This window comes from Brotaphodocola sp., assembly GCF_050873365.1.
Classification (GTDB): domain Bacteria; phylum Bacillota; class Clostridia; order Lachnospirales; family Lachnospiraceae; genus Brotaphodocola.
Genome location: NZ_JBNMIQ010000023.1, coordinates 17,170 through 41,639 on the forward strand (window position 1 = coordinate 17,170; position 24,470 = coordinate 41,639).

Consider the following 24,470-nt stretch of genomic DNA (forward strand, 5'->3'; position numbering starts at 1 on the left):
AGCATGAGGAGGAAACTGATTTGAATCCATATTTTTCTCTTACCGATAAAGTTTACAATATAACCGAACAGTACCCGGAGTTGATTGAACCGCTCGTGGAGATGGGCTACGAATCTCTCAAAAACGATGCCCTGCGAAAGCTGATGGGGCGCTCCATCTCCCTTGAAATGGCTTTAAAAACCCGCCATCTCGACGTAGAAAAAGCAGAGCAGACACTCGTCGACGTAATCCGTCGCACCCGCGAAAATCCAGACGCACTCCGTGTGACCGGCGTGCTTCCCTGCCCGATCCGTATTCAGCTGATGGAAAAACTCAACAACTGGATCGAAGAACACCACGCGGATGTCAGCTGTGATCTTCAGGCTGCAAGCATGGGACTTGATCACATTGAGGAACAGGTAAAAAACAGCAAGAGCGCCGATGATCTCGCAGATATTTATCTGTCTGCCGGATTTGGTCTCTTCTTCGACCGCAGTCTCCTCGGACACTATTCTGACGCAGGAGTCTTCGCCGATTTAACCGGAATGGAAAGACTCAACTCCTGCTTCGACAATGAACACCTTCAACTGAAAGATCCGAAACATCAGTACACCATCCTTGCAGGCGTTCCCGCTGTCTTCATGGTAAACGAATCCGTCCTCGACGGACGCGCGTTTCCAAAGAGCTGGAGTGATCTGCTCTCCCCGGAATTTGAGAATTCGATTGCAATGCCGGTTCGAGATCTCGATCTCTTCAACGCACTCCTGCTCGGCATTTACAGCCATTACGGGGAGGACGGAGTGCGTGCCCTCGGTCGCAATCTGATGAGTGCAATGCATCCCGCAGAGATGGTCAAGACCGGAACAAAGGCAAAGAAAGCCTCCGCCCCGGCAGTCACCGTCATGCCGTACTTTTTCACACTGATGAACCGTGAAAACAGCACCCTGACTCCTGTATGGCCGTCAGACGGTGCGATTTTAAGCCCGATTTTCCTGCTGAGCAAGGCATCCTCTTCCAAGAAATCTCAGGAATTTATCTCCTATCTCGCCTCCAAAGAGATGGGCGAAGTTTTCTGTGCCGGCGGAAAATTCCCATCCACACATCCGGATGTTGACAACGGACTCTCGCCAGAGGAGACCTTCCTGTGGCCGGGCTGGGATTTCATCTACTCACACGATATCGGCTCTCTCTTAAAAGAGACAGAGCGCATGTTTTTTGAAGCATCGGAGGAAACAAAATGAATCTGATTATTTTTTCTGGTCCGCCCTCATCCGGCAAGACCTCGGTGATTTTAAAGACAATCGCTTCCTTTCAGGCAGATGGAAAGAAAGTCGGCGTTGTAAAATTTGACTGTCTCTTCACTGACGATGACATCCTGTACGAAAAAGCAGGAATTCCCGTCAAGAAAGGGCTCTCAGGCGGTCTCTGCCCTGATCACTTCTTCGCCTCAAACATTGAGGATGTCGTAAACTGGGGAAACCGCGAGGGACTTGATCTTCTGATCACCGAGTCCGCAGGGCTTTGCAACCGTTGTTCCCCTTATCTTGAGGAGATCACCGGAGTCTGCGTCATCGACAACCTTTCGGGAATCAACACGCCGAAAAAGATCGGACCGCTCCTCAAATCGGCGGACATCGTCGTCATCACCAAGGGCGACATCGTCTCCCAGGCGGAGCGGGAAGTCTTCTCTGCCCGTGTCAGTGCCGTCAACCCGCGCGCGATGGTCATCCATGTCAATGGTCTGAGCGGACAGGGTGCACACGAACTCAGCACTCTGCTCTACAATAATGAGCAGAACGTTAAGAGCGTTCAGGGTATGAAACTGCGTTTCTCGATGCCGTCTGCAATGTGTTCCTACTGTCTCGGCGAGCGGAGAATCGGTGAAAAATTCCAGCTTGGAAACAGTCGAAAAATGGATTGGAAGGAGGACGAATCATGCGCAAACAGACAAGTCTGATCAACCGTTTCACGATCGCAGAACTGCTCGAGAAATACCCGTTTACAGAGGAATTCTTTCTTCAGAACCGACTCGATGCAAAGGGTTCAGAATCTCTGACGTTTCCGGAATATCTCGCCCAGCTTGACCAAGATGAGATCGAGGAAAAAGCACTCGACTGCGCCGAACTTCCGGAACAGTTCGATATCTATATCCATCAGATGGCTGAATTTCTCGGAATTCAGACTGACAACCAGGTTCGCTCCCTCACGATTCTTCCGGGAACGGACAAGAGCCATATGCCAGAGGGCTTTGACGAACTGACGATTCTTCCGGGGCAGATCATCTCGATTGTCGGACCGACCGGTTCTGGAAAGAGCCGTCTGCTTGCAGATATTGAGTGGGCCGCCCAGAACGACACTCCGACCGGGCGCAGTATCCGAATCAACGGAGAGCGCCCTGATCCAAAGTGGCGCTACTCTGCAAACAACAAACTCGTCGCCCAGCTTTCCCAGAACATGAACTTTGTCATGGATTTAAAGGCGGGCGAATTCCTCGAGCTTCATGCACAGAGCCGAATGATCGAGAACAGCAAAGAAATCGCAGAACAGATCCTCGAATCTGCCAATCAGCTCGCCGGTGAATCGTTCACCGCCGACACTCCTGTCACCGCCTTAAGCGGTGGTCAGTCCCGCGCCCTGATGATTGCTGACACGGCGATTTTAAGTTCCTCCCCGATCGTCCTGATCGATGAGATCGAGAATGCCGGAATCGATCGCAAAAAAGCGCTCGACGTCCTCGTCTCTCAGGACAAAATCGTTCTGATGGCGACGCATGATCCCCTGCTTGCACTGATGGCAGACCGACGAATCGTGATTCAGAACGGCGGAATCCACAAAGTTCTCTCCACAACTCCCGAGGAAAAAGAACTTCTGAAACGCTTAGAAGAGCTCGATGCAATGATGGGAAACGCCCGCCAGCAACTTCGTCAGGGACTCTCCCTCAACCTCGATCTCGTGCAAGATCTCACACAAAAGCAAGACACTTAAAAAGCAATGATTCTGCCTCTCATGAGAAAATTTGCGATGTCCCCGTCTTACAGAGATGTGGGACATCTACTCTGAGTGGTAAAATCTGTGGTAAAATTTCGTGCCAACGAAAGGATGTTATGCTATGAAATTTGATCTGAATCAGTGTCCTCTCTTTGCTAGAATGTCGGAGGCAGAGATTGAGGAGTGTCTTCTCGTCAGTCAGGCGCGCATTGTCTCCTACCCAAAGGACACCTACCTCTTTCATCAGGGAGAACTGCCACGCTACATGATGGTTCTGCTCTCCGGCTCGATCGTCATCGGCAATGACTCCCTTGGCGGAAAACGTAACATCGTTGCGACGTTTCAGGAGCATGGAGAGATGTTTGGGGAAGTTTTTCTCTTCTTAAACAAAAAGGAATACGACTACTTCGCTCTGGCAGATTCCACCGCTGAAGTTCTCCTGATTCCAAAGGCATTCTTTGATGTGGATGCCGTGAACCAGAATTCCTTCAGCTACCGGCTGATTGCAAATCTTCTCCCTGTCTTCGCCGGAAAGGCGTACTATCTGAACCAGAAAATCCGCATCATCTCCGGAGCTTCACTTCGCCAAAAAATCGCCAGAATGCTGCTTCAACATACACACTCCGATCCCGACTACACATTCTCAATGAACCGGGAAAAGATGGCAGATTACCTCGGCGTTGCCCGCCCTTCCCTCTCAAGGGAACTCTCAAACATGCAGGCGGAAGGACTGATCTCCCTCGAAAAACGGCAGATCCGCATCGCGGATCTCTCCGCACTTCAAGACATCATATAAGTGAGAGTAGAACTCAGATAGGCATCCACTCAAAGTTCTACTCATCCTGCACCAACGCGTCACAGCGCACGGCAACGCGTCGCCCACCTCCGGCGGTGCAGGTAAACAATGTCAGTGCCCACCAACTCTCCGTCATCCGTTCCGTCTCCTCCGCATTCAAAATTTCTGTTTCTGCGACTTCATAGAAAAATCGATTTCCGTCCATATCCGTAAAAATCACAGAATCCCCCTTTTTCAGATTTCCAATTCCAGAAAAATGAGCACGATAATTGTGACCGGCAATCACCAGATTTTGCAGATATGCCGAACCTGCATATCGACACGGAGTCTGTCTTAATCGCCCCTCTGACCATTCACTCATCACCGGAATTTCGCGCTGAAGCGAAGGGATCTCCAACCTTCCAATATAGGCTTCTCCATCCACCACTTTCTCCGGCATTGCCCGACCCGGGTCAAGCAGATAGAGTGGTTGTTCCTGCTTTTTCTTTGCTTGTGCTTCTACCTCCAGCTTTCGTTGACTCTCCCTGACATGATTACACGCTCGAATTTCATCAGAACTATTCTTTCCCGCAAAAATCCCAGCCAAAATCATACAGAATGTCCCTAAAACTCTTAGCATCCACCTCCAAATGCTTCGCCCTTTTCTCTCCCCTGTCTTATCTTCTATTCTCTCTTTTTTTCTCCCCCTTTTTTCGTCATCTACCTTTCTTCTTTTTGCATTCTTCCCACAACAGCTCAAGAGCAAAATTCCGACTGCTCCCAAGATCCAGACCAGGTACCACGAAGTTCCCGTCTGCGGAAGTTTTTCTGTATCAGGCTCTTCTAAATCTGGCAAATCTGGCTCATCCGCCGAAGTCTCCGACACCTCTGGCAAATCCCCGTTCTCTCTCCGGTTTGTCAGCAGAAATGTCTCTCCCTCCTGACGAATCGAGACGATATATCCTTCCGGAACTTCCTCTGCCACCTTCCAGACCCTGTCTGCATCCAGATTTTCCCACACACAGCTCCATTGATTGTCCTCCGACAACACAACACTTTCCACAAGCACACCGTCCCGCAAGAGCTGTACGGCGACCTGCGTCGGCTGATCTGAAATCTCTTGTCGTTCCATTTCCGTATGATCCCTCGTCTTCTCTTCCTCCCAGATCTTCACAGCCCTCACTCGAACCTTTTCTGAGGAGTCATCATGATCCCGATTTGAAGACCGAGGCTTCTCTTCTTCCCGGTACTTCGGGCGCACCGTCACCTGATAAGACCCTTCATTATCCGCATTCTCAGATTTTCCATTCTCCAACTTTTCGTTTTCTGATGAACCCTTCTCCGATACCGCATCTTCCAGTAATTCGCCATTTCTCGCGAGGACAAGTAAAATCGGCTCTGGAATATAAATCTTTCGCCCCTCTATCTTTTTCTCTCCAACAATCAGATAGACTCCTGCTCCCAGATTTTCAAATCTCAATCGACCATTCAGATCTGTCTCTCCTTTTCTCAGCGGAGTCAATCGATCTCTCAGCGCATAAATCTCCAATGTCTCCGCGGTCTCTCGCCACCGCGAAACCTCCTCAAGTTCAATCTGAACCGGACAATTTTCAAAGTCTCCCGTTTTCCGGTAACTTCCACGTTCCGTTTTCTCTGACCCCTGAACTTTCTCTACTACCTGAATTTCCTCTGCCACCTGAAAGATCGAAAAAACAGCTTTCTGAATCGGCTTTTCCCGCCCATATTCCAAGGTCACAGATCCGGTCTTCCGCCCCTCTATGGGACTTTCTGAAAGATTCTCCGTCATCGCCAAAACCTGAATCCCCTGCATATGAAAAAACATCATCACGCACAGGATTCCCACGCACACTCCACCTGAGATAAGTGTCATGATTCTTCGCATTTTATCTCCCCATCTTTTTCTTTTTACACAATGCCGTTTCTGACCTTCTCCTCTACCTTTTCTCTTTCCCTGTTTTTTATCCCTCCATCACTGTTTTCTCTTAATCTCTATCTCTATTTTGTTTTTCTACACGACTTCCCCGAACCAGAAGCCGATGAGAATTCACCCCATAAGGGGTACAGGTGACAAGCGTACAGAAATCCTTTTCCGGGTCAATCTCCAATTTTCCAATGTCATCCGGAAGCACCACATTGATCTCATCGATCTGATACTGCAACGTCCGGTTGAGCACCCGCAGATTAAAAAAATCTCCGGTTTTCAGCTGATCAAGACCCGAAAACAGTCTTGCCGACGGAAGCCCCCTGTGACCGGAAATCACGCAGTGACTCCCAGCTCCTCCCACAGGAAGAGAACTTCCCTCGATATGCCCCGTCGCAACCTGAAGAACCGACTCATCCGTCCCGTGATAGATCGGGAGCGAACACCGAATCGAAGGAATTTCAATATACCCCATGATTCCATTTCCAGTCAGGTTTAGGAGATGCTGGTAGCGAAACTGATCCTCCTCACTCAGATAATAGCGATTCTTCTTTCGCTTTAACTCCATATTGTAAATCCTTGCCTGCTTCCACATGTTCTCAAGATCTTCCTGCTTTTCCTGCGAAACGGCATCTGCATATCCCGCAATCGCACGTGACTGATGCCACCGATTCCATCTATCACTGACAGACGGATAAAACATCAGAGACAATCCCACGACAAATAAAAGCACAGGAACAACTCTCAAAAATCTTCTAATCCATCGTCTCTTCGCGCTCGTCGTCCTCCCCTCCTCTCGACGAATTTTTCATCAGATACATCATTCCGGCTCCCATTGATGCAAAGATCAAAACACCACCGACTGCATAAAACAGAAAAGTTCCGCGTCCACCGGTCTCCGGGAGTGACACTCCATGTTTGTTCACAACGGTCGTCTCAAGAAATCCTTCCTCCTTATCAGCGACAAAGGTGATCTCCCCTGTCGCCGACTCTCCATTCAATGCTTCCAAAATGGGGGAATCTGACAGAATCTGGTGATCCGCCGTGATCGTAAAATAGAGAGTCGGAACCGTATTGTATCCTGCCGGTGTGACCGACTCTGTCAATCGATACGCGCCGTCATCCAATCCCCGAAATGTAAAAACGGTTCCCGTTGCATTCTTTTTTGCCACAAATGACTGCCAGTTTTCATCTCCCTCATCCGTATCCGGCAACTGTTTTTCCAGAATAAATTCCGCACCCTCCAACGCTTTTCCCGTCTCATCCAATTTCTTTACAACGACCTTGTAAGTAAAGACGATTACCGTGTCCTCCGGTGTCTTTCCCGTCTCTCCTTCCTGTCCCTGATTCGGGTTGTTTGAGTATTCCAGATACATCGTATTGAGATTTCCCTCTGCCCCCAAAACTGCCTGATCCGTCAACTGTGACTTATATTCAATCCTCACCGTACTTCCCGCTTTCACTTCCGGGATTGTCTTCATATTTTCAAACACTACCTCAAAAGCATCCCCATCCTCTGTCGCCTCCTGCACTACAAATCCCTGCGTAATCTCCGTTTCGTCCACAAACACTTGCACCGTATCCGCCTGAAATTTCAATCCGTCCGACTGCTGATCATGAAAAACAAAACGATAGCTCGAATAGGAATCATAATTTGACGCTACTTTTCCTGTAAGCTGAAATGGAACCAGATCCTCCACATCATAATCTGCGGAATCCTGCCATCCAGACTCTTCTCCCAGCGTGTCATTTCGATCCTTCACTTTCTTTTCGGACGAAGGCTTGTCCGCTTTCGGAGCTATTTTCACATCGCCTACAACCTTCACGAGCCAAGTTGTATACGCATCATTCTTCCCCGCCTGAGAACCATCTTTATCCTTCATCAGATAATATCCCGACGGAACACTCAAACCCCGTTCTTCCGAGATCGTCTTAAATGCTTCCTCTTTTTTGATTCTTGCATACTTTTTAATCACTGCAAGTTTCTCTGCATCCGTTCCACCTGCCTCCTCAATCTCCTTCAAAATAGAATCCGGAACTCCCGCTCCACACTCTCCACTTCCATTTTCTCCCCACTTCACATTCGCCAGAATCCCCTCGGTCTCATCGCCTGTGAAAATCTGATAGACCTCATACTCATGTCCATTGTCCGGCGCCGTAATTGTATGCGTCGTACCCGCAAGCACTGTAATTCCCATCGTCATGATTCCAATACAAATCACCATCGAAATCCATGCCATCATCCTACATCCCCACTTGTACCACACAGAACTCTCCCTAACATTCTCGCTCATCTTTGATCCTCCTCTGCTTTTTTCTTCTATTTTTTCCAGTCTCCTTCACCTGTTCAATCGGTTCTGAAACACTGGAAACCATATCAAATACACTCCCCATCCCTGCAAATATCAAAAACGCAACCGTTATATATCCATCCGTCCCGACTCCGCCGGTCTGAGGAAGTGTATATGTTTTTATTCTCTGGTCCGTCACCAGAATCCAACTCGAAAGACTCTCATCCTGTCCCGCTTGAATCTCGATCGCCTCTCCATCTTCTGCACCATAGATTCCCGTAAAACGCGCCTCTTCCAACAGCGGACGAATCGACTGCTCATAATCTGATTCCGCAAAATAGAACCATGTTTTCGCCTCATTTTTCTCATATCCATCCGGTGCTTCTATCTCTTGCAGATAATACAGACAATCTCGATCCAAGAGAAAACCATTCACCGGATCTCCCCGAAGCAGACACTCTCCCAGCGCATCCGTAACTCCCTGCACCATCAGCTCTCCCGTAGACGAATAAAGTCCATAAAGAGCACCAGAAACCGCCCTACCGCTATCCTCCTCACTCTTTTTCATTCGCACAAAATATTCCTCTGCACTAGAGCTAAAACTGTAATCCTCTGCACAAAACTCCCGCCCCCACAAAGTAACCTGCGCTTCATTTTTCACCTCACCCGCCCCGCCATCATTTTGGGCTACTGTCTGATAGGTGAACTGATAACAATACGCCCCCGGATTCGCAACATGAATCCGAATGTGCTGAGCACTCCCATCCACTTTTTCCACTGTAAAATCCGTTCCATATTGAAGCGGGAACGTAACCCCATTTTTGTCCGTCACAAGCACAGTCATAGAGCCCGTCACATAGTAAGCATTGCCAGTCATAACGTCATCAATGACAACCTCTTGCCGACTTAAATCATAGAAATCTGGATTTAATGTAATTGTGTATTTAGATGAATCTGAAGAATGAGATTTGCTGAATATGGAGGAAAGATCAATAGTATAAATACTGCGTGTAGTATTTAACCATGCATGATTTTCAATAGAGGAATCTTCATCAGTAAAAAGCCAATCACGGCTATCTTCTAATGTTGAACTATAATTGATTATAACTACTATGTTTTTTCGGAAATACCAATGTACACAATATCCATTACACTTATCTTCATCCGTTTTATTAATCATATATAATCTCGCAGGCTTTTTTGTATCATCCCAACGAAATGCTATCCCTAAGTCATTTTCCTGAATATCGGATTCACTTAATAGTTTTTTCTTTTCTCCATCGCAAATAATATTTATATCTTCAATCATATTTTGACTCCAATTAATGGAATTTCCTTCCAAGTCATACATAATATCCCTAATAGACCACTCCTTCGCCTTTCCGCCAGCATATGCCGGAATCTGGGCTGTGATCGTCCACTCAAATTGTCCTGTTAGTCCATTAAAATATCCTGTTTTCGCAATACTTCCATCTTTATGCGATTCAATTTTAATTGCAGGATTTTCTCTTTCAAAATCAACCGTACAAGAAAACGTCACATTCAATCGAATCTTTTTATTTTCTCTCATACTGACACTCAAGACTTTTCCTGATTCCAATATTTCTAAAGTTCCAATTTCTGCTCCATCGCTTGCTCGAATATTTTGTGATGAAATTTGAATCGCTTTTATTCCTTCTGGCATAACGTATTGATAAATACCTTTTTCTGGAATTCCCATAGGTGCATAAAAATGAACGTTCAGATAATAAAGATCATTCTCATAGACATGATAGACACCATCATCGTCCGGCTCGATTGTTATTCCTCCTGCATCTAACAGAGAAACTTTAAAATTTGCCAATTCATTTGCACTTCCTCTGCTGAGTACATAATCCTTTAAATCTCTTATTTGATTTTCACTTATAGATTCTGTTTTCTGTTCTGAATTTTTTTGATTTTCTGATGTGTTGAAATATAGATTTTCTGATTCTTGATCATTTGTTACTGTATCTTCAAAATTTTCCTGAGGATTCTCGTTTTCTAACTTCTTATCCTCTGTTTTTTCCTGTAAATTCTTGTCATCCCAGTCACTATTTGATGCTTTTATTATCTCATTCAAACAATTATCTTCTTCTAAATTACCATCATCTTTATCCAATCTTACTTCTTCTTTTTTTTGATCATCATCCTCTCTTGCATTTGATCCGGTAGCATATTGACTTATCGCTTCTATCCTATTATTGTTCATTATTGTTTTCCGAATAATTTTTTGATTCTCCTGATCTCGATCATGTACATCTCTTGTTTGCATCGCAAATACAGGAAAAGTGGATACTACAAGCAGAATAAAAAATACCGCCATTAAAATTCCACGCCTCAATCTATGCCCTAACATATTTCGCACTTTAGGGCAAAGTATCCAGTAGATCAACTTTTTCAAATTCCCTCATCTCCTTTTTGGTCTACGTTTATTTATTTTTTAACTTTGATTTTTTATTTGATTTACAATTAGATCTAACCGACTTTTTTAGAATTCTTCTGAAAAAGAAAAACTTAATTCTTATTTTTCTCTGATAGTTGGATTATAGTCTATCCCCCACTCGCTGTCAACTGAAAACTCAAAAAACTCACAGCGCCGTAAGGCTGTAAGAAATCCAGGGGGACCCGTATGAAACGCCGGTGTTTGGACTGCGTATTTTGCAGTCCTATGCACCGCTGCGTTGAATCGGAGCGAGAGCGAGTCCCTATTGGATTTACTTCAGCCGTCGGCGCCCCATTGTTGCCCCTTGTTGCCGACATCCACTTATTACCTTCCTATTATTGCCACCCTATTACCGACATCCACTTATTCCCTCCCCATTTTTCCAAAATTATTTCCTTAATTGCCCATCCACTTATCCTATTCCCTATATATTTTTCAGAACTATTGAGAAATGGATTTCAAATATGTTACAATTAACCATACCATACATAATACCATATCATGCACGAATACATAAATGCGGGAATGGAAGGCATTCATGCAAATGCCATCAATCCGCGCATTCAGCAACATTAACCTTGAAACAGTGACTTAAACCTAAAACCTCTGCTCGCTCAGTTACTCTGCCTGCACCCAACGAAAGGACCCCTATTATGTTTCGATTTTTACATACACCCAAGACTCCCTTTACCTTACGCAATTTATATCTTTATCTATATCTCTGCCTACGTTCCTGCCTATGTATCTGTCTATGCGTCTGCCTGTTCCTCTGCTTCCCCTTCTCCCTTCCTACATCCGCTGTATCCGCTACACTCTCTACACGCTCTACACCCACTGCCCCGTCTACACTCTCTACACGCTCTGCACCCTTTGCACCCTTTACCGCCTCTACCTTCCTTGCCTCCTTCACACCGTTTACACCAGCACCGCTAAAAGCATATGCCGGTGTTCCATCCGAAGATGCAAATACCAAAAATGCAAACAACCGCGACCGCGAAACCATCCGCGTCGGGTTTTTCTCCTTTGACGGCTACCACATTGTCAATGAAGACGGAACCCGCAGTGGCTACGGTTACGATTTTCTCCGCATGGCATCGAGATACTTAAATGTCGATTATGAGTACATCGGTTACGACAAGAGCTGGGATGACATGCTGACAATGCTTCAAAACGGAGAGATCGATCTTGTAACTTCCGCCCAGAAAGTATCCAACCGCGAAGAATTCTTCGATTTCTCCAAACCAATTGGAACCAGCAGTGCCATCCTGACAGTAAGAAGTGACAACAACCAGATCATTGAACAGGATTACAGTACTTACGAGGGAATGCGAATCGGTATGCTCTTAAACAATACCAGAAATGATGACCTCAAAACCTTTGCAGACGAACATCACTTTTCCTATGAGTCCGTCTACTTTTCCTCCTCACGCGAACTCGCAGATGCCTTACAACGCGGAGAAATTGACGCAATCATTTCTAGTTCCCTGCGCCGGACAGAAAACAAACGTGTCATCGAAGATTTCGCAATCAGCGACTTTTACGCCATTGTAAATAAGGGCAACACCCATCTGCTCGACGAAATTAACTATGCCATTGACCAGATGAATGCTGCCGAGGGTGACTGGACCAACAATCTCAAATACAAATATTACAACCACACCGGCGACCGAAACCTGGATTTTTCTGACCGCGAAAAAGAACTGATCCACCAGTATGCATCAGGCGAAAAGACCCTGACTGTCACCTGTAACGTTGATCGTGATCCCTATTCCTATATGGAAAACGGAGAGCTTCGCGGAATCATCCCAGATATTTTTGCCATGATTATGGATAAAGCTGGAATCCCCTACACCGTTAAGATTCCAAAAAGCAGAAAAGAATACGAGGAATTGCAAAAAAGCGAAGCGGTCGATCTCTTTATGGACGCGCGTTTTCCATCTGAGACCTACGTCGAAGACAATCATCTTGCCTTGACCGCACCCTATATCAACATGACTATGGCTATGGTCACACGACGAGATTTTGACGGCACAATCAAAAAAATAGCAGTCGCAGATCATCAGGGACTCTCCAAAATTGAAGATGGTCTAAACAATTCAAGTTTAAATTATGGAAGTTTCCATAATTCAAACCATGATCAAGAAGTGGAAGAAATTCAAACCTCCTCGCGATCAGAAGCCCTGAATATGGTTCTTGACGGAAAAGCCGATGCAACCTTCGTCTATCTATATACGGCACAGAAATTTGTCAATCAAGATGAGCGAGGACTTCTCACCTACACGGCACTGGAAAGCCCTGTTTATCCTCATTACATCTGCCTCTCCAGCACCGTTGACCATGAACTCAGTGGAATCCTGACCAAGTGCATTTACGCGCTTCCAAACAGCGAAATTGAAAGCCTGATCTCAAAATACACGAGATACAAGGCAGAGAACATCACTCCGTTTACCTTGATTCGCCTTCACCCGGGAATCAGTGTGTTCGCCCTGATCTTTCTCGTATGGATTTTGCTCACCCTGATTTTCCTCCAGATGAAACTGCACACCCGCCAGAAAATGTTGGCATTTGAGCAGAAGAAAGCAATTGAGATGAACCATTTGGCACGGCAGGCACAGGAGGCCAATCACAGTAAGAGCCGTTTTCTCTCCAATATGTCCCACGACATCCGCACCCCGCTCAATGCGATCATCGGGTTTGCAAATCTGGCAAAGTGCATTGCATACAATCCGGAAAAAACGCAGGATTACCTCTCCAAAATTTTGATTTCCAGCAATCATCTGCTTGCGATTGTCAACGATATTTTGGAGATGAGCCGAATCGAGAGCGGAAAACTTCAACTCACCGAAGCACCCTGCTGTCTGACCGACATAGTCGATGAGGTTGCCGTCATCATCAACGAACAGACTCACGAGAGAAACCAGACATTCACGATCGACGTCTCCTCCTTGAAGAATCCGTACATTTTGTGTGACAAGCTCCGCATGAAGGAAATCCTTGTGAACCTCCTCGGAAATTCTGTAAAGTTCACACCAAACGGAGGAACCATCGCTCTGACCATAATCGAAAAAACCGACACAAGCTCAAGTGACACTCAAAATCAGGAATCTGTCGACAAGTTCGTCGACAAGTTTGGTTTGTATGAGATTCATGTCAAAGATAACGGCTGTGGCATGAGCCCGGAATTTATGAAAAAAATCTTTGAACCATTTGAGCGTGAACAAAATTCCACAGTCAGCGGGATTCAGGGAACAGGGCTTGGACTTCCAATCACAAAGCGCTACATCGATATGATGAACGGCAAAATCGAGATCCTCTCTGAGGAGCACAAGGGAACGGAAATCATCATCACTCTGAGAAACAAACTCACCAAACCGATCGAGCACTCCGAAGACTCCACGAGCTCCCCCATGCTCTCCCAAAATGAGTTTGCCGGCAGTCGGATTCTCCTTGTGGAAGACAATGAGCTCAACCGAGAAATCGCTTCAACGATCCTGATTGAAAACGGCTTTCGTGTGGATGTGGCGGAAAACGGCGCGATTGCCGTCGAAAAAGTAAAATCCTCAGAAGCCGGATTTTATAACATCATTCTGATGGACATTCAAATGCCTGTGATGAATGGTTACGAGGCGACAAGAAACATCCGCGCACTCGACGATCCTGCCCTTTCCAATATTCCGATCATCGCAGTCTCTGCAAATGCCTATGAGGAAGACAAATCTGCCTCCCTCTCCGCCGGAATGAACGGGCACATCGCCAAACCGATCGATATGAATGAACTGTTCCAAACGATTCATCTCATACTCAAAGAGCGCAATTCGACAGAAATAAAATAGTTACCGTTCATGCGTTGCACGAAATGCCTATATTGTAGCGAATTTTCATTTCAGGAAATTCTTGTCTGTGCATCGCGATATGATAACCTTAACTTTTTATAAAATTTACACATAGGAATTGATTTTTCCCCGTATCATATACTATAATTAAATTGAGCAAATAGCATCTTTTTTATAGAGAGGAGTGATCTTATGAGGATAGAGCGAATTAATGACAACCAGATACGTTGCACCCTGACCAGTACCGATCTGAGCACACGCAACTTAAACCTGGGAGAGCTGGCTTATGGAAGTGAGAAAGCCCGCGGTCTATTCCGTGAGATGATTCAAAAAGCCTCCACTGAAGTAGGATTTGATGCGGAAGATGATATTCCGTTGATGGTTGAAGCAATTCCGCTTTCCGGCGAGAGCGTTATGCTAGTCATTACCAAGATAGAAGATCCAGAAGAACTTGACACCCGTTTTTCCAAGTTTTCTCAGCTTTCCGAGGAAGACCCGGAGTCCACAACCGGATTCGCCGGTGAATTTCTTGAGGGAGCAGACGATCTGATGGAATACTTAAACAAAGAACTTCAGGCGATTTCTGAAGCGCCCGATCCGGAACTTTCCGGCATCGCGACGGCACAGGATTCCGACCTGAATTCTCTTAATTCCACTCAGGGTGAGACGAAGAACGCTTTGCAGGCACTTCCAAAAACTCTGCCTGTCCAGACCCGTATCTATCGTTTCGACAGCCTTGATCAGGTCTCCGAAGCTGCCCGAGTAACTGTCTCGATTCCACAGGGCATCAACACCCTGTACAAGAAGCCGGGAACTTCCCAGTATTATCTGGTACTCAGCAGTAAGGATATGGACCCGCTCGGATTCAGCCGAATCTGCAACATTCTGTCTGAATACGGAACCCGCGTAAAACCGGAATCCGCCAGCGAAGCCTACTATCAGGAGCATTATGAAGTCATCATTCGTGCACACGCACTCGAGAAAATGGCTCTGATCTAATACGATTCATTTTATATCATCTTATATCATCGATTCATTTCATATTCAGAGCGACAAAAACGGACACCCGAAACTCTCGGGTGTCCGTTTTCTTCAGAAAATCTTAAAATTATATTTTATCAATTTTCTTATAAAGTAGCCAGTACCTCATTGATACCGGTAACCAGATCATCACAGTCAATGCCGTGAACCATGCATGCTTCCTCAAGACTCTCCATCTGAGAAGACGGACATCCAAGGCAATGCATACCTGCACGCATCAGCATCGGAGCGATCAGCTCATGCATCTGGATCAGCTCACCAATCAGCATATCTTTGCTGATCTGAATGGTCTCTTTATTCTCCATGTCAATTTCCTCCTTATAGAATTCGCGGATGTACTCATACTATAATACTTTTTCCCAAAATTAGCAAGCTGTATTCCCGTTCTGCCATAAGTTACCTAAAGCTAACTGAAAATTGTACCTAATTTTGTCCATTTGTGCAACATTTTCCTCTTGAATATTTTTCAAAAATGGGATAGAATAAAGTAACAACGAATGTATAAGAATATTTAAGGAGGACTCATATCATGGCATATGTTATTACCGATTCATGTGTTAGTTGCGGAACTTGTGAGCCGGAGTGCCCGGTAAGCGCTATCTCTCAGGGAGACAGCCAGTACAACATCGATGCAGATGCTTGCATTTCTTGCGGAACTTGCGCAGGTGTTTGCCCGACCGGAGCAATCAACGAGGGCTAATTTTTCAATTAACCTACATAATCCCCTTCCGTATTGTCGTGCGGAAGGGGATTTTTTGTATGAGACGCGAGAATGTGCCAAGGCACATTCTTTTTTTATTCACATCTTCTTTCCACTTCTCCCGAATTTCTTCTTTCTGAAAAACGGCATCCTCGTCGCTGCTGCCTCCGCCTTGCTCTTTCCATTTTTCTGGTACGCGCGCAGACTCTCGTCGAGCATCTTAAAACGCTCCTCCTCCCTCTCATCGCTGATCCTCATCATGTACTCAAGCTCCTGCACCATCCGGTCATTGACCTGACGGCTGATTTCCCCGCTGATCGCCTCACTGTTTTCCTTGACAGCCTGTCCGACCGCATTCCCGATGATATGATTCATAAGCTGTTGGAACCGTTGCATCTTCTCTTCCGGAGACAGAGCAGAGAGCTCCTGCTTTCCCCCACCTTCTTTGACACTCTTCTTCTCTTCCACTGCCATGACTTCCCCCGTTTTCCCTTCCTTTAAAATATTGACTGCATTCTGTCTCAAAATTTCATCCGGATCGACGTCTTCCTCCCCGTCAAGCATACGTCTCAATACCTGCTCAATCGCCTTGAGCTGATACCCCTTTTCTTTCAGTTCCTTCACCTTTTTCAAAAGCTGAATATGCAGATCTGTATAATACCGATAGTCCTTCCCATTGCGAGGTATTTTCAGTTGAAGCTCGTCCTCCCAGTACCGAAGAACATGGGACTCAACACCCACGAGCTTTCCCGCCTCCGATATGGAATAATGTGTCCCGTCCATACTTTCTCTCCTTATGGTCTCTCATATTTTTCAGATTTGCCCTGACAGGGATATGTCAAAGATATGTCAGAGATCTATCAAAGATATGCCAGAAATAAATACTCTGATGAATACTCTGACAAATACAGACAGATCCACAATCCCTGCCTTTCTGCACTACTAGAAACATATGACCCCTTGAGAAGAATTATGAATACATGTGAGGATTCTTGCGAAGCATTTTTCTTTCCCAGAATATAACTCAGAGTGGATGTCCCCCCTCCTCTATAGGTGGGGGTATCACAAACTTTCTCAGGAGGGGAGACAATCCCCTTCTGAGTTATACGCTCCGCGAGCGTCGACTTGAAAAAATGACATGGACAGTCAGACAGGAATGTTCTCTCTCATTCCCATTTGACTGCCCATGTCTTTTCTTCTGTAACTTTTCTCTTTTCATTCAAATCAACGCCCGCAAAGACTTGTAAACTCCGTCTACGCAATCCGGTTACTTCGTTACTTCGCCAGATTGACAAACTTTGTGAACTCCGGTTGCCAGAGCAGATTGACGGTTCCGATCGGGCCGTTTCTCTGTTTTGCGATGATGACTTCCGCAATGTTCGGCGTATCGGTGTCTTTGTTGTAATAATCGTCACGATACAGAAACATCACGACATCGGCATCCTGCTCGATCGCTCCGGACTCTCGAAGGTCGGAAAGCATCGGGCGATGGTCGGTTCTCGTCTCGCAGGCACGGCTGAGCTGGGACAGCGCGAGCACCGGAGCATTCATCTCACGCGCGAGCGCCTTCAAGGATCTCGAGATCTCCGAGATCTCCTGCTGACGGTTATCCCCGCTTTTTCCGCTTCCACTCATCAGCTGAAGGTAGTCGATGATAATCATGCTGAGTCCATGCTCAAGCTTCATCTTTCTGCACTTTGAGCGCAGTTCCGTGATTGAGATACCCGGGGTATCGTCAATGATCAGGTTGGAATTGCCGATCACTCCGATTCCCTCGACAACCGCATCCCAGTCGGAGTCCGTCAGATTTCCGTTTCGGAGTTTCTGTGCGTCGACATTCGACTCCATCGCCAGCATTCGGTTGACCAACTGCTCCTTGGACATTTCCAGACTGAACACCATGCACGGCAGACCTTTGCGCACCGCCACATGATCGACCAGATTCAACACGAATGCCGTCTTTCCCATAGACGGACGCGCCGCAATCAGCACAAGGTCGGACGGTTGCATACCGGAAGTTTTGTAATCCAGATCAATAAATCCGGTCGGGATTCCGGTTACACTTCCCTGACTCTTCGAAGCGACTTCAATCTTTTCCAGAACATTCAGAGCGACCTGGCGGATCGGCACAAACTCCCCGCCTCCACGGCTCTGAAGCAGATCAAAAATCGTCTTCTCCGTAGTCGCAAGAATCTGATCCAGAGGCTCCTTACCCGCATAACAGGTATTCGCAATCGTCTCATTTACATGGATCAGTTTTCTCAAAACAGCTTTCTCACGAACAATATTGGCATAAGATCGCACATTCGCAGACGTCGGCACCGTCGTGATGATGTCGCGGACGAAGTCAAGACTGCTGACTTCCGGAGGTACATCCTTCTCCTTCAAACGATCCTGAAGTGTGATCAGATCGACCGGCTTGCCCTCATTAAAAAGCTCTACCATCGTCTCGAACATGATGCCGTACTGCGTCTGATAGAAATCAGAAGCCGTCACGATCTCAGAGGCAGCAATGATCGCCTCCCTGTCCATCAACATGGAGCCGATCACCGACTGCTCTGCCTCAATGCTGTGAGGAGCTACCCTTTTCATCAAAGGTTCATCCATACATTTGTTTCTCCTGTATTTCTCTTTGCACCAAAACATTTATGCAGGCAGGACTCACGCGCTCCACGCGCCTAAAATCCGCCTGCATATCTGCCCGGCACTCTGCATTTCTGCATGTTGCCTTATTATGCTTACGCTTCCGTTACCTTAACCGTCAGCTTTGCAGTTACGTCTTTGTGCAGTTTTACAGGAACCTCATGAGTACCGAAGGTCTTGATTGCTTCCGGAAGAACCATCTTCTTCTTGTCAATGTCAAGACCAAGCTGATCCTTTGCTGCGACTGCAATCTCCTTGCTGGATACAGAACCGAAAGCTCTTCCGCCCTCTCCGGCTTTCATCTTCAGGGTTACGGAAAGCTCTCCGATCTTCTCTGCGAGTGCCTTTGCCTCAGCGAGCTGTTCTGCTGCAACCTTCTCTGCATTTGCCTTCTGAAGCTTCAGATCATTTAAGTTCTTTGCGGTTGCCTCAACGCCGAGCTTCTTCGGCAGGATGAAGTTGCGCGCATATCCGTCATTTACCTTTACAATCTGTCCTTTTTTTCCAAGTGCCTTTACGTCTTCGAGTAATACGATTTCCATTATGAAATATCTCCCTTCTCTAACATCTGGTCGATGACCGCCTTGACACGGCGTTTTGCCTCCTCGACCGTCATTTCCTTCAGCTGAGCGCCTGCAATCGTTCGATGACCTCCGCCTCCCAGCTGTTCCATCATCACCTGCACGTTGACCTCATCGATCGAGCGTGCGCTGACATAGATGACTCCGTGAAGCTCTGTGAGCACCACAGAAGCCTTGATGCCCTTGATCTCAAGCAGTTCGTTTGCTGCCTGGGCACCGACGACAGTCGGACTCTCAAGTCCTTCCGCCGGACATTCTCCAATCGAGAATGCATCCCGGTAGACCTCCGCAGAGGCGATCGTCTCCGCCTTTGCTCTGTAATCCACCATATTATCGCGGAACAGCTTGCGAACTCGCGTCACATCTGCTCCACAGCGCCGTAAGTAAGCGGCTGCCTCAAACGTGCGAACGCCCGTCTGATTGGTAAAATTATTCGTATCAATGACAATGCCGGCATACATCGCATCTGCTTCCGCCGACTTGATCTTAATTCCATCTGCGATGTACTGAAGCACCTCTGCGACCATCTCACATGCGGAGGATGCATACGGCTCCACATACGAGAGCACCGCATTCGAGATGATCTGACTGCTCTGTCTGTGATGGTCGAGAACGACGATCGTCTTCACCATCTTGAGCAGTTCCGGCGCATCGGTGATGCTCGGACGGTTTACATCCACAACGACAAGCATCGTATTCGCATCCACAAGCTCCGCAGCCTGCGCTCCTGACAGGAACATATCATCCGGATACTCCGGATTGTCGACAAAGCGATCCATCATCGGCTTGACGGAGGTCGTAACCTCGTTAATCACGATATGTGCCTTCTTATTCAGCGCCGTCGCAATTCTAAAAATACCGATCGAAGATCCGAAACAGTCAATATCACCGATCCGGTGTCCCATAATCAGGAGGCGATCCTTCGTCTCCATGAGTTCTCGCATCGCATGCGCCTTGACACGTGCCTTGACGCGGGTCGCCTTCTCAAGCTGTTGAGATTTTCCGCCGTAATACTGAATCCGGCTTCCATCTTTCAGAACTGCCTGATCTCCGCCACGACCGAGTGCCATATCAATCGCAACTCGCGCATAATCATAATTCTGCGCGTAAGTGTCTCCATTCATACCGATGCCAATGCTCAGCGTCACTGCCATCTCATTTCCAATGTTGACGGTCTTTACATCCTCCAGGATCGAGAATCTCTCCTCCTGAAGTTGCTGAACGTATTTCTGCTTAATGATAAAGAAATACTTGTCTTTCTCCAGCGTTTTTACCACACCGTCCATCGCACTGATGTACTTGTTGATCTTTCGGTCAATCAGAGCCGTCAGCAGAGAACGACGCACTTCCTCTACACTCTCAAGTGCCTCATCGTAATTGTCGAGGTAGATCAGTCCGGCAACCATCTTCTCATCGGTGATCTCCTGCAAACAACGCAACATTTCTGTCTCATCGAACAGATAGATCGCAAGCAGTTTCTGTCTGCTGACCAGTGCTTCCTTCTCTTCCTCCTCGGAACTGCTCACATAAATCGGCTGAATATCCAGTCGAAATTTCTTGTCCCCGTAAGAGGTATGAACCAGAACCGTTCCATCATCCGGTACCAGATCATTCCGAGTCAGGTTTGGAAAAATGGAAAGAAGGCTTTTTCTGTTTCCCTTTTCTGTCTGTATCGCTTCCTGAAATGAGCGGTTCATCCAAAGCAGTCGTCCATCTTCATCTGCCAGCGCATACGGGATCACCATATCCGTCAGCAACTGCTTCTGAATCCACGCATATTCGGAAGAAAACTCCACCAGACCGCCGAGAATTCGCTTGTGACTGTACACATAAATCCAAACCGCCGTTCCTATGTAGCACACGGTAAATGGAATCATCACCAGTGCGCCCACACGACTTACCAGAAACAGTGCGATATTCCCGCATACCAGAAAGACAGAAAGCACGATGGGCCAGGACAGATATCCCTTGAGCTGTCCCTTTACCACGATATTCTCTTTCATACTTTTGTTCTCCTTGCCGAATTCCTGAGAATTCCAACAGTCATATCATACGCTTTACCCCTAATTATACCATACCAAGCGCCAAACGTCCACAATGAACACAGTATCCATATACAGGAACCGGTATCCAATCTTTTTTCGATCTCAAGATTAATTTTGCCATCCTTCAAAATTTTTCACACTGAAAATTTCCTCCGGCAGACGGGAACCAAGATTGTCTTTTTCTCAAAATTATACTAAAATGAAAAGGTGACTTTTGATGAAAGATTTTTATTTTTCCTACGAAATACGAAAAAGGAGATTATCTTATTATGATTAAAAAAGAAATTTCTGAAATCAAGCGCCAGTTCACTCCAAACAGTTGCTCGATCTCCCGCATCTGTGGCTGTTATGTGGACGGAGAAAAGAATAAAAAAGCGACCTTCAAGGAGGCTTTTCTCTCCCTTCCTGAAGAAGATATGTTCAAATATTTTGAGATTTTGAGAAAAAATCTCTCCGGAACACTCGGAAAAAATCTTCTGAATCTGGAGTTTCCGCTCTCCGCCGAGGGCGAGGGTACCCCGCACGATCTACTGATGAAACTGCGTGCCACCCGCCTGACCGATGATGAACTGCTCGACACGTTCTACGACCGGATTATCGAGAGCTACGACTATGTCGGCAATTTCCTGATTCTGCTGATTCACGATGCCTACGACATCCCGGGACGCACCTCCGACGGAATTGAGATGGAAGACGCCTCCGACGAGGTTTACAGCTACATTCTCTGCTCCATCTGCCCGGTCGATCTCTCCAAACCGGGACTCAGCTACAACGAGATCGAGAGTAACTTCCAGAACCGCATCCGAGACTGGGTTGTCGGAATGCCGGAATGGGGATTCCTCTTCCCTGCATTCAACGATCGCTCGACCGATCTCCACTCTACCCTTCTCTACACAAAGAAGAGTGAGGATCTCCACGACAGCGTTGTCGAGCGGATTCTCGGCTGTCCGCTCCCACTCCCGGCCGGAAGCCAGAAAGAATCGTTTCAGGCGATCATTGAGGACACGCTCGGAGATGCCTGCGACTATGAGACAGTCAAGACGATCCATGAGAACCTCAATGAACTGATCTCTGAGCACAAGGACGATCCGGAACCGGTCGTTCTCGACAAGTATCAGGTCAAGACCCTGCTCGAGAACAGCGGAGTCGAGGAAGAACAGCTTGAGAACTTTGACCAGAACTTCGATGAGACTGCCGGTGAGCGCGCCTCGATCTACGCGTCCAACATCGCAAGCACCCGCGCCTTTGAGGTAAAGACACCGGATGTCGTCGTCAAGGTCAATCCGGAGCGCACCGACCTTGTCGAGACAAGAGAAATCGACGGTCGCCAGTGCCTCGTCATCACAATCGACGGCGGAATCGAGGTAAATGGAATTCTTGTAAACCAGAACGGTGGAACAAATACAGAAAATTAATTAACAGAATTTATAACTCAGAGTGAATGCACAGTGATTTTGATAGGAAGATGTCAGCAGAGCTGACCAAAATCACGCGCCAAGTCAATGCTTGCGTCGACTTGAATCTCATACTAATTCTCCATTTCCTACAACGCTATCAAGCATTGTTGGAGGACAAGAAAGTTGTGCAAAAGGCGACGGGAGTTGAGAAAGTGCATGCAAACCCGTGTGACATGTCGGTGCTTAGACTGCGTAGTTTGCAGTCTTATGCACCGCTACATGGAACCCGGAACGAGAGTGCGTTTGCATGACTTTACTCACGACCGGAGCCGTTTTTTATCTATCACGATTTTTATCCAGAGCTGTTTTTTATCTTATTTCATTTTTCCAGACTCTGTTATAAAACTTCGTCAGCTCCTCACTTCATCGCCCGTCTGACCTTAAAGTAATACGGAATCTCCACGAGAAGCATCACGCTCCATCCGCAGGCACACGCGATCGCGACTCCATAAATCCCCATTCTCGGAGCGAGAATCCATGTAAAAATCACTCTCAGCGTTGTCTGGATAAACGTTCCGAGAAGTGTCATCTTCATCATTCCCATTCCGCGGTAAAATCCCTGAAATCCATTCGTAAATGCCGGAAAAATGTAAAAGAACGCCATCGTCCCGAGATACTGCGCGCCGATCATCACAATCGCCTTCGCATCCTCTCCGGTCACAAAAAGCCCGACGATCGGTCTGCGAAGCAGTAACACCGTCCCGCAGATCAGCACCCAGTAGAGAAACTCGAGGCAGAGTCCATCGCGAAATCCCCTGTGAAGTCTCTCCTTCTTCTTTGCTCCGCGATTCTGCGCGACGAAAGTTGTGATTCCATGGGAAATGCTCTGCTCCGGCATGCACGCGAAATCATCGACCCGGTTCACCGCATTGAACGCCGCAATCGTGTTGACTCCGAGCGCATTGACCGAACCCTGAATCAGAAGTTTTCCGACCGGCTGACACGACTGCTGAAGTGCCGTCACCGTTCCATACTGGAGCGTCGTCTTCAAAAGCCCCATGTCCATCCGAAACTCCCCTCTCTTCAACTGGAGAAGCGGAATCTTCCGGTAGACATACCAGATCGAGAGTCCGGCTGAGACTGCCTCCGCGACAACCGTCGTGACGGCCGAACACACAATTCCAAAACCGAGGATTCCGATAAAGATCAGATCAAGAACTCCATTCAGAATTGAGGAAAACATCAGAAATTTCAGTGGGGTCTTCGAGTCACCCACACTCTTGAGTGCCGATGCCAGCGCATTATAAAAGTAGGTAAACGGCGCTCCGAGAAAGATGATTCTCAGATAAATCGACGTCATCTCCATCAGCTCATCCGGCACATTGAGTGCGCTAAGCAACCACGGTGTAAAGAAAATCCCGAGTGCAATCACGGCAAGCGAAAAATACAATCCAAACAGAACTGCCGTCGCCATTTCCCTCTTTAGTTTCTCATACTGCTTTCCACCAAAAAACTCGCTCATCAGCACACCTGCGCCCATGCAGATGCCCGATATTCCAAGAATGACGATATTCATGACCGGACTCGCCATTCCCTCGGAAGCCAGCGCTTCCTTTCCGATAAATCGTCCTGCGATGATCGAATCCACCGCATTGTAAGTCAGCTGAAACAGATTTCCCAACACCAAAGGAATCGAATATCCAAGCAAATGTTGCGGAATTTTTCCCTCTGTCATATCCACCACTGCCATCTCATTCTCCTCCTCATTTTTTCTGTACATTCATCCCGCAC

At 47.0% G+C, this 24,470-nt stretch carries 19 protein-coding genes; 8 read left to right on the forward strand and 11 right to left on the reverse strand.

What is annotated here, in order from left to right; genetic code table 11:
• The first annotated feature begins 20 nt into the window (after positions 1 to 20).
• From ACR0QT_RS10745 to ACR0QT_RS10760, 4 genes are all read left to right on the forward strand, one after another.
• On the forward strand, positions 21 to 1,220 hold the full coding sequence (locus ACR0QT_RS10745) for an ABC transporter substrate-binding protein (RefSeq protein WP_432630778.1): 1,200 nt from the start codon (positions 21 to 23) through the stop codon (positions 1,218 to 1,220).
• Positions 1,217 to 1,936 carry a GTP-binding protein gene (locus tag ACR0QT_RS10750; RefSeq protein WP_432630779.1) on the forward strand — a complete coding sequence of 240 codons (720 nt, stop codon included), beginning with the start codon at positions 1,217 to 1,219 and terminating at the stop codon, positions 1,934 to 1,936. Before ACR0QT_RS10745 ends, ACR0QT_RS10750 begins: the two co-directional genes overlap by 4 nt.
• Positions 1,915 to 2,964, forward strand: coding sequence for an ATP-binding cassette domain-containing protein (locus ACR0QT_RS10755; RefSeq protein WP_432630780.1), 1,050 nt, complete (start codon positions 1,915 to 1,917; stop codon positions 2,962 to 2,964). Before ACR0QT_RS10750 ends, ACR0QT_RS10755 begins: the two co-directional genes overlap by 22 nt.
• 124 nt (positions 2,965 to 3,088) lie before the next feature.
• Positions 3,089 to 3,763, forward strand: a complete 675-nt coding sequence (locus tag ACR0QT_RS10760) for a Crp/Fnr family transcriptional regulator (protein WP_432630781.1) — start codon at positions 3,089 to 3,091, stop codon at positions 3,761 to 3,763.
• Positions 3,764 to 3,800: 37 nt separating this feature from the next.
• Here the strand turns inward: ACR0QT_RS10760 and ACR0QT_RS10765 are convergent, their stop codons facing one another.
• From ACR0QT_RS10765 to ACR0QT_RS10785, 5 genes are all read right to left on the reverse strand, one after another.
• Positions 3,801 to 5,645, reverse strand: coding sequence for a sortase (locus ACR0QT_RS10765; protein WP_432630782.1), 1,845 nt, complete (start codon positions 5,643 to 5,645; stop codon positions 3,801 to 3,803).
• Positions 5,646 to 5,745: 100 nt separating this feature from the next.
• Positions 5,746 to 6,417 carry a class C sortase gene (locus tag ACR0QT_RS10770; protein WP_432630783.1) on the reverse strand — a complete coding sequence of 224 codons (672 nt, stop codon included), beginning with the start codon at positions 6,415 to 6,417 and terminating at the stop codon, positions 5,746 to 5,748.
• Positions 6,418 to 6,439: 22 nt separating this feature from the next.
• Positions 6,440 to 7,978, reverse strand: coding sequence for an isopeptide-forming domain-containing fimbrial protein (locus ACR0QT_RS10775; protein ID WP_432630784.1), 1,539 nt, complete (start codon positions 7,976 to 7,978; stop codon positions 6,440 to 6,442).
• The gene (locus ACR0QT_RS10780; RefSeq protein ID WP_432630785.1) at positions 7,962 to 10,397 is read right to left on the reverse strand and encodes a SpaA isopeptide-forming pilin-related protein; all 2,436 of its coding nucleotides are present in this window, start codon (positions 10,395 to 10,397) and stop codon (positions 7,962 to 7,964) included. The genes ACR0QT_RS10775 and ACR0QT_RS10780 overlap by 17 nt, the downstream gene beginning before the upstream one ends.
• Before the next feature lie 751 nt (positions 10,398 to 11,148).
• Complete coding sequence (locus ACR0QT_RS10785) at positions 11,149 to 11,442, reverse strand: hypothetical protein (RefSeq protein WP_432630799.1); 294 nt, start codon at positions 11,440 to 11,442, stop codon at positions 11,149 to 11,151.
• Between the two features lie 34 nt (positions 11,443 to 11,476).
• Between ACR0QT_RS10785 and ACR0QT_RS10790 the strand changes: the two genes are divergently transcribed.
• Together ACR0QT_RS10790 and ACR0QT_RS10795 are read left to right on the forward strand one after the other, a co-directional pair.
• The gene (locus ACR0QT_RS10790) at positions 11,477 to 14,272 is read left to right on the forward strand and encodes a response regulator (protein WP_432630798.1); all 2,796 of its coding nucleotides are present in this window, start codon (positions 11,477 to 11,479) and stop codon (positions 14,270 to 14,272) included.
• Between the two features lie 192 nt (positions 14,273 to 14,464).
• A complete protein-coding gene (locus ACR0QT_RS10795; RefSeq protein ID WP_432630786.1) occupies positions 14,465 to 15,271 on the forward strand; it encodes an adaptor protein MecA in 807 nt (268 codons plus the stop codon).
• A 128-nt stretch (positions 15,272 to 15,399) separates the two neighbouring features.
• Here the strand turns inward: ACR0QT_RS10795 and ACR0QT_RS10800 are convergent, their stop codons facing one another.
• Positions 15,400 to 15,600 carry a DUF1858 domain-containing protein gene (locus tag ACR0QT_RS10800; RefSeq protein ID WP_177978429.1) on the reverse strand — a complete coding sequence of 67 codons (201 nt, stop codon included), beginning with the start codon at positions 15,598 to 15,600 and terminating at the stop codon, positions 15,400 to 15,402.
• A 242-nt stretch (positions 15,601 to 15,842) separates the two neighbouring features.
• Here ACR0QT_RS10800 and ACR0QT_RS10805 point away from each other — a divergent pair, with 242 nt between their 5' ends.
• Positions 15,843 to 16,013 (forward strand): DUF362 domain-containing protein, encoded by a 171-nt coding sequence (locus tag ACR0QT_RS10805; RefSeq protein ID WP_177978398.1) that lies wholly within the window; start codon positions 15,843 to 15,845, stop codon positions 16,011 to 16,013.
• A gap of 99 nt (positions 16,014 to 16,112) precedes the next feature.
• Here the strand turns inward: ACR0QT_RS10805 and ACR0QT_RS10810 are convergent, their stop codons facing one another.
• The 4 genes from ACR0QT_RS10810 to ACR0QT_RS10825 form a co-directional block, all read right to left on the reverse strand.
• Positions 16,113 to 16,796 (reverse strand): helix-turn-helix domain-containing protein, encoded by a 684-nt coding sequence (locus ACR0QT_RS10810; RefSeq protein WP_432630787.1) that lies wholly within the window; start codon positions 16,794 to 16,796, stop codon positions 16,113 to 16,115.
• 492 nt (positions 16,797 to 17,288) lie between these two features.
• Entirely contained in the window at positions 17,289 to 18,620 is a 1,332-nt protein-coding gene (gene dnaB / locus ACR0QT_RS10815; RefSeq protein WP_432630788.1) for a replicative DNA helicase, read from the reverse strand.
• Positions 18,621 to 18,751: 131 nt separating this feature from the next.
• Positions 18,752 to 19,198: a 50S ribosomal protein L9 gene (gene rplI / locus ACR0QT_RS10820; protein ID WP_432630789.1), complete on the reverse strand. Its 447-nt coding sequence runs from the start codon at positions 19,196 to 19,198 to the stop codon at positions 18,752 to 18,754.
• Positions 19,198 to 21,240 (reverse strand): DHH family phosphoesterase, encoded by a 2,043-nt coding sequence (locus ACR0QT_RS10825; RefSeq protein ID WP_432630790.1) that lies wholly within the window; start codon positions 21,238 to 21,240, stop codon positions 19,198 to 19,200. The genes rplI and ACR0QT_RS10825 overlap by 1 nt, the downstream gene beginning before the upstream one ends.
• Before the next feature lie 311 nt (positions 21,241 to 21,551).
• Here ACR0QT_RS10825 and ACR0QT_RS10830 point away from each other — a divergent pair, with 311 nt between their 5' ends.
• Positions 21,552 to 22,697 carry a DUF4317 domain-containing protein gene (locus tag ACR0QT_RS10830; RefSeq protein ID WP_432630791.1) on the forward strand — a complete coding sequence of 382 codons (1,146 nt, stop codon included), beginning with the start codon at positions 21,552 to 21,554 and terminating at the stop codon, positions 22,695 to 22,697.
• Positions 22,698 to 23,097: 400 nt separating this feature from the next.
• Here the strand turns inward: ACR0QT_RS10830 and ACR0QT_RS10835 are convergent, their stop codons facing one another.
• A complete protein-coding gene (locus tag ACR0QT_RS10835; protein ID WP_432630792.1) occupies positions 23,098 to 24,429 on the reverse strand; it encodes an MATE family efflux transporter in 1,332 nt (443 codons plus the stop codon).
• Positions 24,430 to 24,470 lie beyond the last annotated feature (41 nt).

Excerpts from the sequence above, each read along its gene's own strand:
- rplI (WP_432630789.1), bottom strand. The coding sequence starts at position 19,198 with ATGGAAATCGTATTACTCGAAGACGTAAAGGCACTTGGAAAAAAAGGA.
- ACR0QT_RS10805 (WP_177978398.1), top strand. The coding sequence starts at position 15,843 with ATGGCATATGTTATTACCGATTCATGTGTTAGTTGCGGAACTTGTGAG.
- ACR0QT_RS10760 (WP_432630781.1), top strand. The coding sequence starts at position 3,089 with ATGAAATTTGATCTGAATCAGTGTCCTCTCTTTGCTAGAATGTCGGAG.
- ACR0QT_RS10750 (WP_432630779.1), top strand. The coding sequence starts at position 1,217 with ATGAATCTGATTATTTTTTCTGGTCCGCCCTCATCCGGCAAGACCTCG.
- ACR0QT_RS10755 (WP_432630780.1), top strand. The coding sequence starts at position 1,915 with ATGCGCAAACAGACAAGTCTGATCAACCGTTTCACGATCGCAGAACTG.
- ACR0QT_RS10775 (WP_432630784.1), bottom strand. The coding sequence starts at position 7,978 with ATGAGCGAGAATGTTAGGGAGAGTTCTGTGTGGTACAAGTGGGGATGT.
- ACR0QT_RS10830 (WP_432630791.1), top strand. The coding sequence starts at position 21,552 with ATGATTAAAAAAGAAATTTCTGAAATCAAGCGCCAGTTCACTCCAAAC.
- ACR0QT_RS10835 (WP_432630792.1), bottom strand. The coding sequence starts at position 24,429 with ATGGCAGTGGTGGATATGACAGAGGGAAAAATTCCGCAACATTTGCTT.
- ACR0QT_RS10810 (WP_432630787.1), bottom strand. The coding sequence starts at position 16,796 with ATGGACGGGACACATTATTCCATATCGGAGGCGGGAAAGCTCGTGGGT.
- ACR0QT_RS10785 (WP_432630799.1), bottom strand. The coding sequence starts at position 11,442 with ATGGTTTCGCGGTCGCGGTTGTTTGCATTTTTGGTATTTGCATCTTCG.
- ACR0QT_RS10825 (WP_432630790.1), bottom strand. The coding sequence starts at position 21,240 with ATGAAAGAGAATATCGTGGTAAAGGGACAGCTCAAGGGATATCTGTCC.
- ACR0QT_RS10795 (WP_432630786.1), top strand. The coding sequence starts at position 14,465 with ATGAGGATAGAGCGAATTAATGACAACCAGATACGTTGCACCCTGACC.
- dnaB (WP_432630788.1), bottom strand. The coding sequence starts at position 18,620 with ATGGATGAACCTTTGATGAAAAGGGTAGCTCCTCACAGCATTGAGGCA.
- ACR0QT_RS10765 (WP_432630782.1), bottom strand. The coding sequence starts at position 5,645 with ATGCGAAGAATCATGACACTTATCTCAGGTGGAGTGTGCGTGGGAATC.